The 15,556-nt window shown below is 69.0% G+C and carries 11 protein-coding genes; 2 read left to right on the top strand and 9 right to left on the bottom strand.

Annotation, left to right across the window (positions count from 1 at the left end; all coding sequences use genetic code 11):
• Positions 1-115: 115 nt before the first annotated feature.
• On the top strand, positions 116-4,243 hold the full coding sequence (locus LK09_RS20505) for a hypothetical protein (RefSeq protein WP_052226322.1): 4,128 nt from the start codon (positions 116-118) through the stop codon (positions 4,241-4,243).
• Positions 4,244-4,335: 92 nt separating this feature from the next.
• On the opposite strand, the gene trpS is transcribed toward LK09_RS20505, so the two are convergent.
• The 9 genes from trpS to sdhC form a co-directional block, all read right to left on the bottom strand.
• Positions 4,336-5,346, bottom strand: coding sequence for a tryptophan--tRNA ligase (gene trpS, locus LK09_RS02420; protein ID WP_082008003.1), 1,011 nt, complete (start codon positions 5,344-5,346; stop codon positions 4,336-4,338).
• Positions 5,347-5,389: 43 nt separating this feature from the next.
• A complete protein-coding gene (locus LK09_RS02415; protein WP_082008002.1) occupies positions 5,390-6,229 on the bottom strand; it encodes an exodeoxyribonuclease III in 840 nt (279 codons plus the stop codon).
• 71 nt (positions 6,230-6,300) lie between these two features.
• The gene (locus LK09_RS20500; protein WP_052226321.1) at positions 6,301-7,782 is read right to left on the bottom strand and encodes an HNH endonuclease signature motif containing protein; all 1,482 of its coding nucleotides are present in this window, start codon (positions 7,780-7,782) and stop codon (positions 6,301-6,303) included.
• Positions 7,783-8,055: 273 nt separating this feature from the next.
• The gene (locus LK09_RS02405) at positions 8,056-9,324 is read right to left on the bottom strand and encodes a YihY/virulence factor BrkB family protein (RefSeq protein ID WP_052226320.1); all 1,269 of its coding nucleotides are present in this window, start codon (positions 9,322-9,324) and stop codon (positions 8,056-8,058) included.
• Between the two features lie 9 nt (positions 9,325-9,333).
• Positions 9,334-10,506, bottom strand: coding sequence for an MFS transporter (locus LK09_RS02400; RefSeq protein ID WP_039395362.1), 1,173 nt, complete (start codon positions 10,504-10,506; stop codon positions 9,334-9,336).
• A gap of 36 nt (positions 10,507-10,542) precedes the next feature.
• Positions 10,543-11,325 (bottom strand): succinate dehydrogenase iron-sulfur subunit, encoded by a 783-nt coding sequence (locus LK09_RS02395; protein ID WP_039395358.1) that lies wholly within the window; start codon positions 11,323-11,325, stop codon positions 10,543-10,545.
• Positions 11,325-13,148, bottom strand: coding sequence for a succinate dehydrogenase flavoprotein subunit (gene sdhA, locus LK09_RS02390; protein WP_039395355.1), 1,824 nt, complete (start codon positions 13,146-13,148; stop codon positions 11,325-11,327). Before sdhA ends, LK09_RS02395 begins: the two co-directional genes overlap by 1 nt.
• Positions 13,149-13,168: 20 nt before the next feature.
• Positions 13,169-13,621: a succinate dehydrogenase hydrophobic membrane anchor subunit gene (locus tag LK09_RS02385; protein WP_039395353.1), complete on the bottom strand. Its 453-nt coding sequence runs from the start codon at positions 13,619-13,621 to the stop codon at positions 13,169-13,171.
• Positions 13,622-13,634: 13 nt separating this feature from the next.
• Positions 13,635-14,069, bottom strand: a complete 435-nt coding sequence (gene sdhC, locus LK09_RS02380) for a succinate dehydrogenase, cytochrome b556 subunit (RefSeq protein WP_082008001.1) — start codon at positions 14,067-14,069, stop codon at positions 13,635-13,637.
• A 231-nt stretch (positions 14,070-14,300) separates the two neighbouring features.
• Here sdhC and LK09_RS02375 point away from each other — a divergent pair, with 231 nt between their 5' ends.
• Positions 14,301-15,416 carry a mannose-1-phosphate guanylyltransferase gene (locus LK09_RS02375; protein ID WP_039395347.1) on the top strand — a complete coding sequence of 372 codons (1,116 nt, stop codon included), beginning with the start codon at positions 14,301-14,303 and terminating at the stop codon, positions 15,414-15,416.
• The last annotated feature ends 140 nt before the right edge of the window (positions 15,417-15,556 follow it).

Below are 15,556 nucleotides of genomic sequence, written 5' to 3'. Positions count from 1 at the left end.
ACAGGCCAATGACCGGTAGTTGTCCGTTTTAGGCATGAATCAGCTGGGAGGATGACTAGGCCGTCGGCGCAACCGTTGCAGACGGCATCCGCACACCCCAGGTGAAGGAAGCCCTATGAAACCCCGCACAACTCGCCTCCGGGCGACGTGTCTCGCGGCCTCGGCCGCCGCCGTGGTCGCGCTGGTGGCCGCGCCCGCCGCGCAGGCCGCGCCCGCCGACGGCAAGCCCCACGGGCCGAAATTCTCGGCCACGCAGCTGAACAAGGCCAGCAAGACGGTCACGCCCCGCATCGACGGAACGCCGGGCCAGGTCGCCGATGCTCAGGGCGACTCGGCGCCCTCGGTCTCGCTCCAGGGCGTCGGCGCCGCTCCGAAATCCTCCCCGTCGGCCAATGACGAGAACGTCAAGGGCTTCGTGTCCAAGGGCAGCATCGAGACCATGCAGGGGGCCACCGAGACGATGGCGCTCGCCGGCACCGGCGACTGGATCGCGATGACCTCCGCCGGCAACGTCGCCCGCTACGACAAGAACGGCGACGCGGTCTGGAGCATCGGCGCACACGATCTCGACGCGGCGTGGCAGGCGACCTACGACCTGCCGTACACCGGCAACGATTTCACCCCGGCCCTGTACGAGGGATTCAACCCGTACCAGATGAGCTCCACGGGGACCCACCCGTACGCCCAGCTCGACGTGAACCACGATGGCACGCCGGATGTCGCGGTCGCCTACAACCTCGGAAGCTCGACCGACATCCCGTTCCACGTCCCCGACTCCGACCTGTCGACCGGAACCTTCATCAACGTGCTCGACGGCAAGACCGGCCGGATGCTGTGGCACACCCTGGTCCCGGGTACCGTGGGCTCCCTGCTGGCACAGGACGGCCAGCTGATCGCCGCCGAGACGACGGGGCCCAATTGGGACCTCGACCCGGTGACGCACCAGGGGAACAGTCGCAGCTCCCTCCTGTCGTACACGTTCAGCGGCTCCGGCGGCGCGGTCACCGGCAGGCAGAAGTGGGTGTACGACACGCACGTCCCGGACGCGGACTGGAGCGACCTCACCTCCATGGGCGCCGGCAGGCTCACCGTCGGCTGGTCGGACACTCCCATGGGACTCGGCGACCCGCGGCCCGCCGCCGGGCACGTGCTGGTCGTCGACACGTCCACCGGCAAGGCGGACCTCGACGTGAAGACCCCGGGCTATCCCCGCATCGTCCAGCCGGATGCCGCGGGCACGGGCGTGCTCGTCGCCGAGCAGAACGACCCGTTGTCGGCGGTGTACTGGCAGCTCACCGACATCGATGCGAAGACCGGCTCCCGCAGCGTCATCGCGACGCGCGACAGTGCCATCCCGACGTCGCTTCAGGTGAACCGCGACGCCAGGAATGGCCGGCCCGCCTACATCGCGTCCGAACTCGGCATCAACGCCGACCTCACCGACGGCGCGTCGAGGGTGTTCGGGCTGGATGCCGCCGGCGGCCAGGAATGGTCGTACGCGACGGCATCCGCGACCGGTGCAGACGAGACGAGCGTTCTCGACGTCGCACTCGATCCGCGCGGTCAGGGCCAGGTGCTCGTCACCACTGCGGACGGTGTGGCACCGTCGAAGACCCGGCCGGAAGGCCCGTACCAGACGCAGTTCCTCGCGCTGGGGGCGACCGACGGCCGGGTGAAGTGGCAGCGGAACGGTGCGGTCGCGAGCGACACGATCACGCCCTACGACGGGGGATACCTGACGGTCGGCTACAGCCTCACGGCCTTCCAGACCAACATCCAGGGCAAGACCACGGCTCAGCAGCCGCTGCTCAGTGACCAGTACGCCACCGACGCCGTCGACGTCAACGGCGACGGCACGCTCGACATCGTCAGCGGCGGCATGAGCCACGGGGTGTTCGCGATCGACGGCAAGGCGCTCGCCGCCGGCAGGACCGTCGTGCTGTGGAAGGCCCCGGTCGACTCGTCGGTGCACGACGTCACGGTCGCTCCGGTCCTGGATGCCACGGGCGTGAAGCACACCCGGGTCGTCGCCGCCACGTCGAACGGCTTCGCCGTGATCGACCCGGCGACGGGCAAGGTCGTGTCCGACGTGGACACCGGTGCCTTCCAGTACAAGGTCGTCGTGTCGAACGGGCGCATCCTCGCGTCGTCGAAGACCGCGTTCGGCTCGTACGACGAGACCGGTCGCACCGCGTGGACGTACCGCCCGGCCGGTGCCGGTTCGGCGCAGGTGGCCTACTCGACCCCCGCGGTGGATGCCAACGGCCACGTGTTCCTCGAGACCGGTGGTGTCCGCTCAGCCCTCAGGACCGGCGCATCCAGCCCGGTGCCCACGGCGGTGGGCCTGGACGCTGCGACCGGAAAGCACCTGTGGAGCGTGGACATCACGACGCAGACGTCCGCCGACCAGGCAGCCTGGATCGAGCAGCAGTCCGGCGTGTACGCGTCGAGCGACATCCCCGGCGCCGGCGGCGACGGCGTGGCGTTCGGCTTCGGCGGTGACAAGCCGGGATCGTCCCACACCGTGATGATCGTCCGGGGCTCGACGGGTGACGTCCTGAAGACCATGGACTCCGACGGCGCGCAGACCTTCTCCGGCTACGCGTCGTCTCCGGATCAGGGTCTCTTCTGGCTGCACTGGTTCGAGATCAGCAAGATCCAGGGGGCGTCGGCGACTCAGCAGGACCAGCAGACGATGGCGACCAATTCGCAGGGCGTGTTCGGCTTCGCCCAGGACGGCACCGAGATGTTCTTCGGCACCGACAGCGGTGTGCTCTCGTACGCGCTCCCATTGACGAGCCCGGCCGACGACGCCTACGCGTACTCCGCAGGGTCCGCATTCGCGTATGACGCGGGCCACATCACCCCGGCTCCGCTCTACCCGGGCAAGACGACGACCCTCGTCGCCGTCCAGAAGGACTACGCCGCGTACAACCAGAACGAGCTGACCAGCGGCGGCTTCGACGTCGACTCGCGCGCCACCGACCCGTTCCCGCACGGCATCACGGTGCTGCAGGCAACGGGTGCGAAGCCCGCGACGGGGGCGGATGCCGCAGCGCCGGCGCCGGCGGCGTCCGCCGTCGCGAAGGCCATGACTCCGACCGCACTGAAGCAGAACTTCATGCCGATCGGCGTCGCCAGTGCCCCGCACGTGATCCAGTCGAAGAGCGTCGCCACTCGGGCGGGCTTCGGCCCTCCGGCCGGCCCGCGCGGCTACACCCCGCAGCAGATCCAGAAGCGCCTGGGACTCACCGGGGACGGCACCGGGCAGACCGTCGCGATCTCGATCGCGTACGACTACCCGAACGCCGCGAGCGACGTCGACGCGTTCTCGACCCAGTTCGGCCTGCCGCTCACCTGCGGTTCGACCGGGGCGGATGCCGCGGACTGCTTCGACTTCCGGACCGTCTACGCGGAGGGCACCAAGCCCGCGCAGAACGACGGGTGGAACGAGGAGGCCGCCCTCGACATCGAGACGATCCACTCGATCGTCCCGAAGGCGAAGGTGGTCCTCGTCGAGGCGAAGGATGCCTCCGCCGCCGGGCTGTACCAGGCCGTCGACGTCGCGGCGAGCCTGCACCCGGATGCCGTCAACAACAGCTGGGGCATGGGCGAGTTCTCGGAGGAGTCGTTCTACGACCAGCACTGCAAGCTGAGCGACACGCTGTGCACGCAGTCGACGGGCGATGACGGATGGCCCTCGGGGTACTCGAGCACCAACCCGTACGCGCTCGCCGTGGGCGGCACCCGGATGACGCTGGCGGCCGACGGCAGCACGTCGAGCGAGGTCGCGTGGGCGAACGGAGGCGGCGGCTTCAGCTTCTTCGAGAAGCAGCCCGCCTATCAGCACGGCGTCGTGACCTCGGACCACCGGGCCACCCCGGATGTCAGCTTCAACGCCGACCCGGCCACCGGCGTGGCCGTGTACGTCACCGTGGCGGACGGCACGCACTACTGGATGCAGGTCGGCGGCACGAGCCTCTCGTCACCGTCGTGGGCCGCCATCGTCACCGCGGCCGACCAGCTGCGCGAGGCGAACGGCAAGGCGAAGCTCGCGTCCGACGCCGCCGACGGCGACACGATGCACAAGGCGATCTACTCGCTGGGTTCGGCGCTGAGCGACATCACCGCCGGAACGAACGGTCTCTGCGAGCAGGAGTGCACCGCCGGTCCCGGCTTCGACACCGTGACCGGTCTCGGTTCGCCCCTCGCGGGGATCGACCAGGCGCTCGCCGCCAAGTAGCCGGGCAGATGACGAACCGCCCGTCCCCCAGGAGGGGCGGGCGGTTCGTCATGGGCAGGCGTGGGTCGGGATGCCGTGGCATCCTGCCCCGGTCAGAGGTGCACGCGACGCAGCAGCCCGATCTTGTCGTACACGTCGGCCAGGGTGCGGTCGGCGACCTCGTCGGCGCGGGCGGCGTTCGCGGCCAGCACGCGGTCGAGTTCCGCCGGGTCGGCGAGCAGGTCGAGGGCGCGCTGGCGCACCGGCCCGAACTCCTCCACGACGACCTCGGCGAGGCCCTTCTTGAAGTCTCCGTAGCCGCGACCGGCGTACTCGTCCTCGATCGCGGGGATCTGCGTGCCGGTGAGGGCTGCGTAGATCACGAGCAGGTTCGAGACGCCGGGCTTGTTCTCGCGGTCGAATCGCACCGAGCCGTCGGAGTCGGTCACGGCGCGCATGATCTTCTTCGCGGACTTCGCGGGGTCGTCGAGCAGCCACAGCACGCCGGCATCCGACTCCGCCGACTTCGACATCTTCGCCGTCGGGTTCTGCAGGTCGTAGATGCGCGCGGTCTCCTTCTGGATGACCGGGGTCGGCACCGTGAACGCCGTGCCGTAGCGCGCGTTGAAGCGCTCGGCCAGATCGCGGGTGAGTTCGACGTGCTGCTTCTGGTCGTCGCCGACCGGCACGATGTCGGCCTGGTACAGCAGGATGTCGGCGGCCATCAGCACCGGGTAGGTGAACAGGCCCACGTTGGTGTTGTCGGCGCCGTAGCGCTGCGACTTGTCCTTGAACTGGGTCATGCGGCCGGCCTCACCGAAGCCGGTGATGGTCGACAGCACCCAGGCGAGCTCGGCGTGGGCGCGCACGTGCGACTGCACGTACAGCGTCGAACGCGACGGCTCGATGCCGGCGGCGATGTACTGCGCGGCGGTGCGTCGGGTCTTCTCGCGCAGCTCTGCCGGGTCGTTCGGCTGGGTGAGTGCGTGCAGGTCGACGACCGAGAAGAAGGCGTCGTAGGCGTCCTGGAGGTTGCGCCACTGCATGAGCGCCCCGATGTAGTTGCCGATCTGCAGCGAGTCGGCGGAGGGCTGCATTCCAGAGTAGAGGCGCGGTTTCGTCACCCGCCCAGTCTACGGGCGCCGCGTCGCCCGCCCCGGCGCGGGGTCAGAGGTCGTAGTCGACGATGACGGGGGCGTGGTCGCTCCAGCGGGTGTCCCACGCGGATGCCCGGAACACGCTGTAGCTCTGTGCCTTCGCGGCCAGCTCGGGGGTGGCGAGCTGGTAGTCGATGCGCCACCCGGTGTCGTTGTCGAACGCGCGCCCGCGCATCGACCACCACGTGTACGGACCGTCGACCTCGCCGGCGAAGCGGCGGCCCAGGTCGACCCAGCCCATGCCGGTGCCGGTGGTGCCGTCGACGCACTCGACGGTCTCGCCGTCCGGGCCCAGCCAGCAGTCGAAGTAGGCCCGCTCGCGCGGGAGGAACCCGGCCTTGCCGCGGTTGCCCTTCCAGTTGCGGATGTCGAGCTCGCGGTGGCCCACGTTGAGATCGCCCATGATGACCGACAGCGGCGAGGCGGCACGGAGGATCGGCATCCGCGCGGTCATCGCGTCGAGGAAGCCCCACTTGAGGTCTTGACGGGGCGTCTCCGCCTCGCCGGTGTGCACGTACGCGCTCACCACCGTGACCGTGGACCCGCCGATGGTGAAGTCGGCTTCGATCCACCGGCCCGCGGCATCCGTCTCATCGCCCGGCAGCGTCGTGCGGACGGCATCCGGGGCGACGCGGGCCGCCACGGCCACCCCGGCACGGCCCTTGAGCAGCGCCTCCGAGTTCACCAGCTCCCACCCCGGCAGGCTGGTCGCGAGCTCGGTCGCGGTGGCCCGGACCTCTTGCAGGCACAGGATGTCGACGTTCGCGGCATCCAGCCACTCGGTCATTCCCTTGCGGACGGCGGCGCGGATGCCGTTGACGTTCACGGAGACGATACGGGTGGCAGGCACGCCCGACAGCTTAACCGCGACCTCCGACAGTGAGACCGGCGGTGTGCCGGGTCAGGGGCCGACGGGAGGCGTCAGAAGGGTACCGGGCCGTCTGGCGCCAGGGTCGTGTGACCGATCGGTGCCTCGGAATCACGCCCGGGCCGGCCAGGTGGTCGGTCGGGTGGCCGGTCGGGGGTGAATCGGACGGCGGCCGGGGGGCGGGTGCGGTAGCCGCGGCGTGTGGGTGAGGTGAAGTGGAGGATGCCGCCGGGGAGTTGCTGCACGGTCCAGTCGGTGTGGTGTTTGACGGTGTGGTGGCGTTCGCAGAGGCAGGCGAGGTTGCACAGGGCGGTGGGTCCGCCGTCAGCGTGTGCGGTGGTGTGGTCGATGTCGCATTTTCGGGCGGGGCGGCGGCAGCCGGGGAATCGGCAGGTCTCATCCCTGGCTTGGAGGAGACGTCGCATGGCGGTGCAGGGTCGGCGTTTGTCGACGGTGACCGGGGTTCCGGTGGCCGGGTCGGTGAAGATCCGGTACCAGTCGTCGGATCCGCCGGCGAGGTGTCGGGCGGTGTCGTCATCCACGAGTCCGGCGCCGGGGATCTGCGCACCCCCGGTGGTGGTGCCGGCCAGGGTGGAGGCGGGGATGGTCAGGTGCACGGTGGCTTGGATGGCGCCGAGTGCATCGCGGTGTTCGGTGGTGGTGCCGTGTGCGTCGGGGACGTTGGTGAGCATCAGGTCCAGGGCGACATCGGCCATGATCTGCGCCCGGGTGCGCTCATCCGGAACGAAGGGAGTCGCGGCGTCGGCGTCGTCGCCGGCTTCCGAGTTGACTGCATCGACCTCGGTTGCACCCGCGGCTACTGCAGCTTCGGTCGCCTCGGCCGCGGCGGCGGTGTCTTTCTGGTTTTGGGTGTGGAGTTCGGTGGCGATGTCGGTGAGCCGGTTGTAGGTGCCTTCGATGTGGGCGGTGGGACCGGTGATGATCAACTGCCCCACCCCGGGCTCCACGCTGCGTTTGCGTACTGAGCGGCGTTGCACGGCTTCTTTGATCCGGGCCTGGGTGCCGTCCGGGTCGAGCCGGTCCACCAGCACCCCGAGAGCGTCCTTCAACTGGGCGGGGGTGAGCTCTGCGGCCAGATCGATCGCGTACCGCTCATACTCGGCGCGGATGTCGGGGTCGTCGATGACGCCGCCGACATCCGCGATCGTGGTCGCATGCTGCGGGGACACGTTGCCGTCGCTGACCTCGTACATGGTCTCGGTGAACCGGGTCATCAGCACGTGTGCCTGGTTCACCCGGGACGCCACCTGGTACTCGGACAGGCGCAGCGCTGCGGCGATCTCGGCGTAGATCTCCCGCATCGCCAACTGCGAGGCGGACACCACCGCGCCGGTGTCGGCCTGCTGGGCGCGCTCGTGTTCCCGCCGTCGTACCAGGGCGGCGACCCCGGCGAAGAAGTGCATCTCCACTGCGAACGCGGACGCGGCGCGGGCCCGCGCCGCCCCCAGATCGTCGACCAGCATGTCCAGGTCAGACAGCACCGGGGAGAGCCCACCGTGTGACGTGTCGGCCATGATGCCCCCTCCGATCCGTTGGAATGTTCGAACTGATACCTCCACACTATCGAACACGCGTTCGTATTGCAAGCGGGTTGCAGCACATCTTGGATGACACGTTCGGGGCGAGCGTTTCGTCTCGCTTCGCTCGCTCAGGAACCGCGAAGCGAGACGAAGGGCGCTCAACGACCGGACGGATCGCGGCGACCTGAACGCCGGACGGCATCCCCGCGGCGTGTCGTCCCGCCATCCGGACGACCCACCGCCATCCGTCCCGCGACAGCCACCGCCTCAGCCGCGGGGGGATGCCTCGCCCTTGGCACCGGCCGTGGTCGAGACCCCGACGGAGGACGCCGCGGTCTCGACCTTCAGCAGTTCGTCCTCGGCGGCACGCACCTCGCGCGTCGCGCGCATCCGCCGGAACCACGGGGTGTTCTTCTCCACTTCCTGGGCCGTGCGGAGGCGCTCGCGGGCGGCCGACAGCAGCGCCTCATGCTCGGCGCGCAGCCGCTGCTGCTCGGTGAGGGCCTGGAGCGGGAGGTCCTTGTCCTCCGCGGCGATCGCGATCCAGGCGGCCGCCACGAGCACCACGATGCTCGTCAGGCGGAACCACAGCAGCAGTGCGATGAAGATCGTGAACGACGCGAGCAGCACGTTCGACGGCGTGTACTTGGCGAGCAGGCCCACCGACAGCTGCAGCACGGTGAGGCCGGCCGCACCGATCATCGATCCAGGCCAGATGCGGCGCCACTTGAGCGAGACGCCGGCGAGGAACCGGAACAGCGCCGCGAGTGCCGCGGTGTTCAGTGCGAACGAGATCGCGACGGCGACGACGGCGAGGATGTCGGCGAACCCGTCCGCCGTGGTGCTTCGACCGAGGAGCTCCCAGATGAAGTTGAGCGCCCACGTGGCGAGGTTGTTGATCACGCCGCCGGCGATCATCGCGAGGCCGAAGGCGAGCGCGGCCAGCAGGTCGCGGGCCTTCAGCAGCAGGTAGGCGCGCTTGTCGATCGGCAGGCCGAGGATCTCGCGCACGGAGCGCCGAATGTACGTCACCCAGCCGATGGCGGTCCAGATCAGGGTGCCGATGGCGATGATGCCCGCGACGGTGAGGGCGCCGGTGTTGTTCTCGACGATTTGGTGGACGGTCGTGGGGCTGACGAGCGCGTCGTTCTGGTCGCTGATGACGCCGGGCAGGTACTGGTTGATGAGCGCGATCAGCCAGTCGATCGCGTTCGCGTCGGCCCCGAGCCACAGCCCGACGACGGCGAACACGACGTAGATCGCGGCGAAGAACGCGAACAGCGCCTGGTAGCTGATTCCCGCCGCCAGCAGGAAGCCGTTCGGAGCGAGGAACCGCCGCCACACCCGCACCGGGAAGAGTGCGAGAGTCTTCTGCGTGATCTCGGTGGCGCGGGCGATGGGCTTCGCGAAGCGCTCACGGAGCTCCTCCTGCCGCTCCTCGAACTCGCGGTGCAGGCGCTCCTCTTCGTGCTTGGCGGCATCGGCGACCGCCTGGCGGCTCGACGCGTCCTGCGCGTTCCCGGATCCGGCGCTCACCGTCTCAGATTAGTCGCGTGCGGCGACGCGTCCACGTGCGAACCAGGGGAGGAGAAGGAGGGATGCCGCCAGCACCGCCGCCGGAAGCAGGAACCCGAGTCCGAGGCCCGGCCCGCCTGCCAGAAGACCGAGGATGACCGCACCCACGATGACGCCGGCGTAGTTGAAGATGTTGACCCGTGCGATGATCTGGTCGCTGTGCGGGGGGTCGAGTTCGCCGGCCGCGCTGAACGTGATCGGCACCATGACGCCGACCGCGACGCCGGCGAGGGCGAAGCCGACGACCGCGGCGGCCGCCGAGGGCAGCACGGCCACGAGCACGCACCCGACCACCGAGACGACCGTCGCGATCAGCACCAGCCGCACCCGGCCCAGGGTCGGAACCAGCCTGTCGGTGGCGAGACGGGTGAGCAGGATGCATGCCTGGTAGGCGGCGTAGCCGAGCGGCGCGACCCAGGCGATGGCGGCGAGGTTGTCGTGCAGATACACGGTGCTCCACGTGCTCACCGACGAGTCGACGACGAAGACGGCGAGGATGACGAGTCCGAACGCCCAGATGCCGGCGCGGGGGAGCCGGCGCCGCTCCGCCTTGTCGCTGAACTCCACGTCGACGGGCACGTCGCGCGCGAACAGCCGCAGGCCCACGAGTGCCACGATCAGGGCGATGACGGCCGCCGTGGCGATCGCGACGCCGGCGCCCACCGCGGAGGCGGCGACGCCCGACACCAGCAGGGCCCCGGCGATGGCCGCCGCGGTGTACCCGGCGAAGAACCCGCCCATCAAGGACCGGCCGTACCGGCGCTGCACGGCGACGCCCTGCATCGAGGACGCGGCATCCACGCAGCCGAGCCCGATTCCGTAGACGGCGAGGGATGCCACGAACACCGCGAACGGGGTCTGGACGGCCACCACCGGAAGAGCGGCCGCCTCCACGATGAGCCCGACGGCGAGGGCGACGCGGCTTCCCCAGCGCACCGCGACGAGGTCCGCCAGCACCGATCCGAGCGCCGCGGCGATGGAGACCCCGAGCAGGATCAGGGAGATGACGGTGTCATCGACATCCTGCCGGGCCTTCAGAGCGGGCAGCGACGTGACCAGCACGGCGTAGCCGAGGGCCTGGGCGGCGTAGGAAGCAGTCACCGCCACGCGCGCGGCGCGTGGCGGTGCAGCGGTGATCGTCATTGATCGGTGCTCCGAAGGGGAAGGGATGTGATGGAATCAGGCGCGTCCGCGCAGGACCGCCTGCTTGACCTCGGCGATCGCCTTGGTGACCTCGATGCCGCGCGGGCAGGCCTCGGTGCAGTTGAAGGTGGTGCGGCAGCGCCACACGCCTTCCTTGTCGTTGAGGATGTCCAGTCGCACGTCGCCCGCGTCGTCGCGCGAGTCGAAGATGAACCGGTGCGCGTTCACGATCGCCGCCGGCCCGAAGTACTGGCCGTCGGTCCAGAACACGGGGCACGACGAGGTGCACGCGGCGCACAGGATGCACTTGGTGGTGTCGTCGAAGATCGCGCGGTCCTTGATCGACTGGATGCGCTCCTTGCCGGGCTCCGGCTTCGAGTTCGCGATCAGGAACGGCTGCACCTCGCGGTAGGACGCGAAGAACGGGTCCATGTCGACGATGAGGTCCTTCTCCAGCGGCAGGCCCTTGATGGCTTCCACGTAGATGGGCTTCGAGATGTCGAGGTCCTTGATCAGCGTCTTGCAGGCCAGTCGGTTGCGGCCGTTGATCCGCATGGCGTCCGACCCGCAGATGCCGTGCGCGCAGGAGCGGCGGAAGGCCAGCGAGCCGTCCACCTCCCACTTGATCTTGTGCAGGGCATCCAGCACACGGTCGGTCGAGTACACCTCGACGTCGTAGTCGACCCAGTGCGGCTCGGAGTCCGTCTCGGGGTTGAAGCGGCGGACGTTGAAAGTCACCAGGAACGACTGGATGCCGGTGTCGCCGGCCGCCTCGTCGATCTCGTGCACGGCGTCGGGGTCCACGATCGCAGCCGACATCAGTACTTCCTCTCCAACGGCGGGTACCGCAGCTCGCCCTGTTCGTTCTTCGTGAACACGACGGGCTTCCAGTCCAGGTTGATGTGGTCGTCCGCATCCGACGAGTGCGGGTCGCCGGTGAGGTACGCCATGGTGTGCTTCATGTAGTTCTCGTCGTCGCGCGTCGGGTAGTCGTCGCGCATGTGGCCGCCGCGGCTCTCCTTGCGGTTGCGGGCGGCGTAGACGACGACCTCGGCGAGGTCGAGGAGGAATCCGAGCTCGACGGCCTCGAGCAGGTCGGTGTTGTACCGCTTGCCCTTGTCGTCGACGTGGATGTTCTTGTACCGGGCGCGCAGCTCCTCGATGGTGCCGAGCACCTCGCCGAGCGACTCGTCGGTGCGGAACACCTGGGCCTTGCGGTCCATCTCGTCCTGCAGCGTCTTGCGCAGCACGGCGATGCGCTCGGTGCCGGGGTTGTTGCGCACGCTCTCGATCATGTCGCGCACGGCGCCGGCCGGGTCTTCGGGCAGCGGCACGAAGTCGGCGGTCTGGACGTACTCGACCGCGTTGCGTCCGGCGCGCTTGCCGAACACGTTGATGTCCAGCAGCGAGTTGGTGCCCAGACGGTTGGAGCCGTGCACCGACACGCAGGCGCACTCGCCCGCGGCGTACAGGCCCGGCACGACGGTCGTGTTGTCCGCGAGCACCTCGGCCTTGATGTTGGTCGGGATGCCGCCCATCGCGTAGTGCGCGGTCGGCATGACCGGCACCGGCTCCACGACCGGGTCGACGCCCAGGTAGGTGCGGGCGAACTCGGTGATGTCGGGGAGCTTGGTCTCGAGGACCTCGGCGCCCAGGTGGGTGCAGTCCAGCAGCACATAGTCGCGGTGCGGGCCGGCGCCGCGGCCCTCCGCGACCTCCTGCACCATGCAGCGGCTGACGATGTCACGCGGGGCGAGGTCCTTGATCGTCGGGGCGTAGCGCTCCATGAAGCGCTCACCCGACGCGTTGCGCAGGATGGCTCCCTCACCGCGGGCGCCCTCGGTGAGGAGGATGCCGAGGCCGGCGAGGCCGGTCGGGTGGAACTGGAAGAACTCCATGTCCTCCAGCGGGAGGCCCTTGCGCCAGATCACGCCGACGCCGTCACCGGTGAGGGTGTGCGCGTTCGAGGTGGTCTTGAAGATCTTGCCGAAGCCGCCGGTCGCGAAGATCACGGCCTTGGACTGGAACACGTGCAGGTCGCCGGTGGCGAGCTCGTACGCGACGACGCCCGCGATCTGCTTGTCCTTGCCCTCGCCGACGGTGATCAGGTCGAGCACGTAGAACTCGTTGAAGAAGTTGATGCCGAGCTTGACGCAGTTCTGGAACAGCGTCTGCAGGATCATGTGGCCGGTGCGGTCGGCGGCGTAGCAGGCCCGGCGGACCGGGGTTTTGCCGTGGTCGGCGGTGTGCCCGCCGAAGCGCCGCTGGTCGATCTTGCCGTCGGGCGTGCGGTTGAACGGCAGGCCCATGTTCTCGAGGTCGATGACCGCGTCGATGGCCTCTTTCGCGAGGATCTCCGCGGCATCCTGATCGACGAGGTAGTCGCCGCCCTTGACGGTGTCGAAGGTGTGCCACTCCCACGAGTCCTCTTCGACGTTGGCCAGCGCCGCCGCCATGCCGCCCTGCGCCGCACCGGTGTGCGAGCGGGTCGGGTACAGCTTGGTGATGACCGCCGTCTTCGCGCCCGGGCCCGCCTCGATGGCGGCCCGCATGCCGGCGCCGCCGGCGCCCACGATCACGATGTCGAACTGGTGGTAGTGCACGCCGTCCTTGATGACGACGTCTTCCGTGTCGGTGCTCACGAGACTCCTAGGACGTGTGCTTACGAAGCAGGGCAGAAGCTGGGCAGCAGGTCTTTCGCAGCGCCTGCCGGGCACGGGTCGAACGTGAAGACGACCAGGGTGCCGAGGATGATGAGGATGCCGGCCGCGACCCACACGAGGGCGGTCAGGGTCTTGCGCACCGAGGCGCGCGTGACGTAGTCGGCGATGATCGTGCGCATGCCGTTGGCGCCGTGGATGAAGGCCAGCCACAGCATCAGGACGTCCCACCACTGCCAGAACGGCGTGGCGTACTTGCCGGCGACGAAGGCGAAGTCGATCTGACGCACGCCCTGGCCGAGCACGAGGTTCACGAGCAGGTGCCCGAAGATGAGCACCACGAGCAGCACGCCGGAGATGCGCATGTACATCCAGCCCCACTTCTCGAGGTTGGAGCCCTTCTTGCGCGGCGCGTTCGCGGGGGTGCGGGGGGCGGCGATGGTCTCAGCAGTCATGTCCGTGCCCCTCTCAGTGCGTTCCGGTGATCTCGGCGGCGATGACCATCAGCTGGCGCGGCACGAAGCCGACCATCAGGATGGCCCAGATGGTCCAGACCGCCCAGGTGAGCTGACGCTGGTAGCGCGTGCCCTTCGACCAGAAGTCGACGACGATGATGCGCAGGCCGTTGAACGCGTGGTACGCGATCGCCGCGACCAGCACGATCTCGCCGAGTCCCATGATCGGGTTCTTGTATGTGCCGATGACGGCGTTGTACGCCGCCGGCGAGACCCGCACCAGTGCCGTGTCGAGCACGTGCACCAGCAGGAAGAAGAAGATGGCGACACCGGTGATGCGGTGGAAGACCCAGGACCACATGCCGGTGTGTCCGCGGTACAGGGTGCCGCGGGGGGTCCGGGAGGTCGTCTGAGAGATTTGCGGTGTGAGGCGTGTGGAAGCCGACACGACCGTCCTCCTTACGAATGCGCGCGGCCACGGAACGGGCCGCAAGGATGGGGGAAGAATCCCTGGCGTCGCACGGGCGCCGTTCACATCCTATTCCCAGCGCTCGGGGTGTGCCGGACAGGGCACCCTTACCTTCGGACGTCCGAGCATCGCCCGGGCGGATGCCCGCGCACCGGCTCTCGCGGCGTCGGCACAGCGTCTGCAAAGCCGGGACTGGCTACCCTCGGACGCATGAGTGACCGGATCTCCGACTTCCACGCCATCATCCCGGCGGGAGGCATCGGATCGCGGCTGTGGCCGCTGTCGCGGGCAGACGCCCCCAAGTTCCTGCACGACCTCACCGGGTCGGGGCAGTCACTCCTGCGTGACACGTGGGATCGCCTCGAGCCGCTCACCGGCCCCGATCGCATCGCGGTCGTCACCGGTCGCGCCCATCGTGCCGCGGTCGAGGCGCAGCTTCCCGGCATCCCGGACCGCAACGTCGTCCTCGAGTCCGAGCCGCGCGATTCGACCGCCGCGATCGGCCTGGCCGCGGCGATCCTGCACCGCCGCGAACCGGACGTCATCGTCGGCTCGTTCGCCGCCGACCACGTCATCCGCGTCCCGCACCTGTTCGAGTGGGCGGTGCGCCAGGCGGTGGCCGTCGCGCGCGAGGGCTACATCTCGACGATCGGCATCCCGCCCACCGAGCCGTCGGTCGGCTTCGGCTACATCCGCAAGTCGGACGAGCTCATCATCGAGGGTGCGCCGGAAGCCGCGAAGGTGGAGCGCTTCATCGAGAAGCCCGACCTCGAAACGGCACGCATGTACTTCGCGGACCGGTCGTATCTGTGGAACGCGGGCATGTTCATCTCCCGCGCGGACGTGCTGCTGGACGCCATCGCGGCGACCGAGCCCGAACTGCACGCCGGGCTCCTCGAGCTCGCCGAGGCATGGGACGACCGGGACCAGCGCGGCCCCGCGGTCGACCGCATCTGGCCGCAGCTGAAGAAGATCGCCATCGACTACTCGGTGGCCGAGCCGGTGGCGGCGGCCGGACGCCTCGCCGTCATCCCGGGCCACTTCGACTGGGACGACGTGGGGGACTTCGCGAGCCTCGCCAAGCTCAATTCGTCGGGCCGCAAGAACGATCTCGCCATCCTCGGCGAGAACGCGCGGATCCTGTCGGATGCCGCCAGCGGCATCGTCGTCAGCCAGACCAGCCGGGTGATCAGCCTGATCGGCGTCAAGGACATCGTGGTCGTCGACACCCCCGACGCGCTGCTGGTGACCACGAGCGAGAACGCCCAGCGGGTGAAGGGCGTCGTGGATGCGCTCAAGCTCACCGGACGGGGCGACGTCCTGTAGGCCGGGACGGGCCCGACGGTCTCGGGTTGGTAACCATTTCGCACACCTTCCGTGGAATCGGGTGCGAACGGTCGTGAGACTGGGTACCTTCATATGATCCCGCCGCGAAATTCGCGGTCATCATTCGTCATGTGGAGGCA

The sequence above is a fragment of the Microbacterium mangrovi genome, assembly GCF_000802305.1.
Classification (GTDB): domain Bacteria; phylum Actinomycetota; class Actinomycetes; order Actinomycetales; family Microbacteriaceae; genus Microbacterium; species Microbacterium mangrovi.
The sequence above is the reverse complement of the archived record's forward strand: the minus strand, read 5'-3'. Positions and strand labels throughout refer to the sequence as shown.

Bases quoted from the DNA above. Each gene is read 5' to 3' on its own strand.
- LK09_RS20505 (WP_052226322.1), top strand. From the start codon at position 116: ATGAAACCCCGCACAACTCGCCTCCGGGCGACGTGTCTCGCGGCCTCG.
- LK09_RS02395 (WP_039395358.1), bottom strand. From the start codon at position 11,325: ATGTCGGCTGCGATCGTGGACCCCGACGCCGTGCACGAGATCGACGAG.
- LK09_RS02400 (WP_039395362.1), bottom strand. From the start codon at position 10,506: ATGACGATCACCGCTGCACCGCCACGCGCCGCGCGCGTGGCGGTGACT.
- LK09_RS20500 (WP_052226321.1), bottom strand. From the start codon at position 7,782: ATGGCCGACACGTCACACGGTGGGCTCTCCCCGGTGCTGTCTGACCTG.
- LK09_RS02375 (WP_039395347.1), top strand. From the start codon at position 14,301: ATGAGTGACCGGATCTCCGACTTCCACGCCATCATCCCGGCGGGAGGC.
- LK09_RS02385 (WP_039395353.1), bottom strand. From the start codon at position 13,621: ATGACTGCTGAGACCATCGCCGCCCCCCGCACCCCCGCGAACGCGCCG.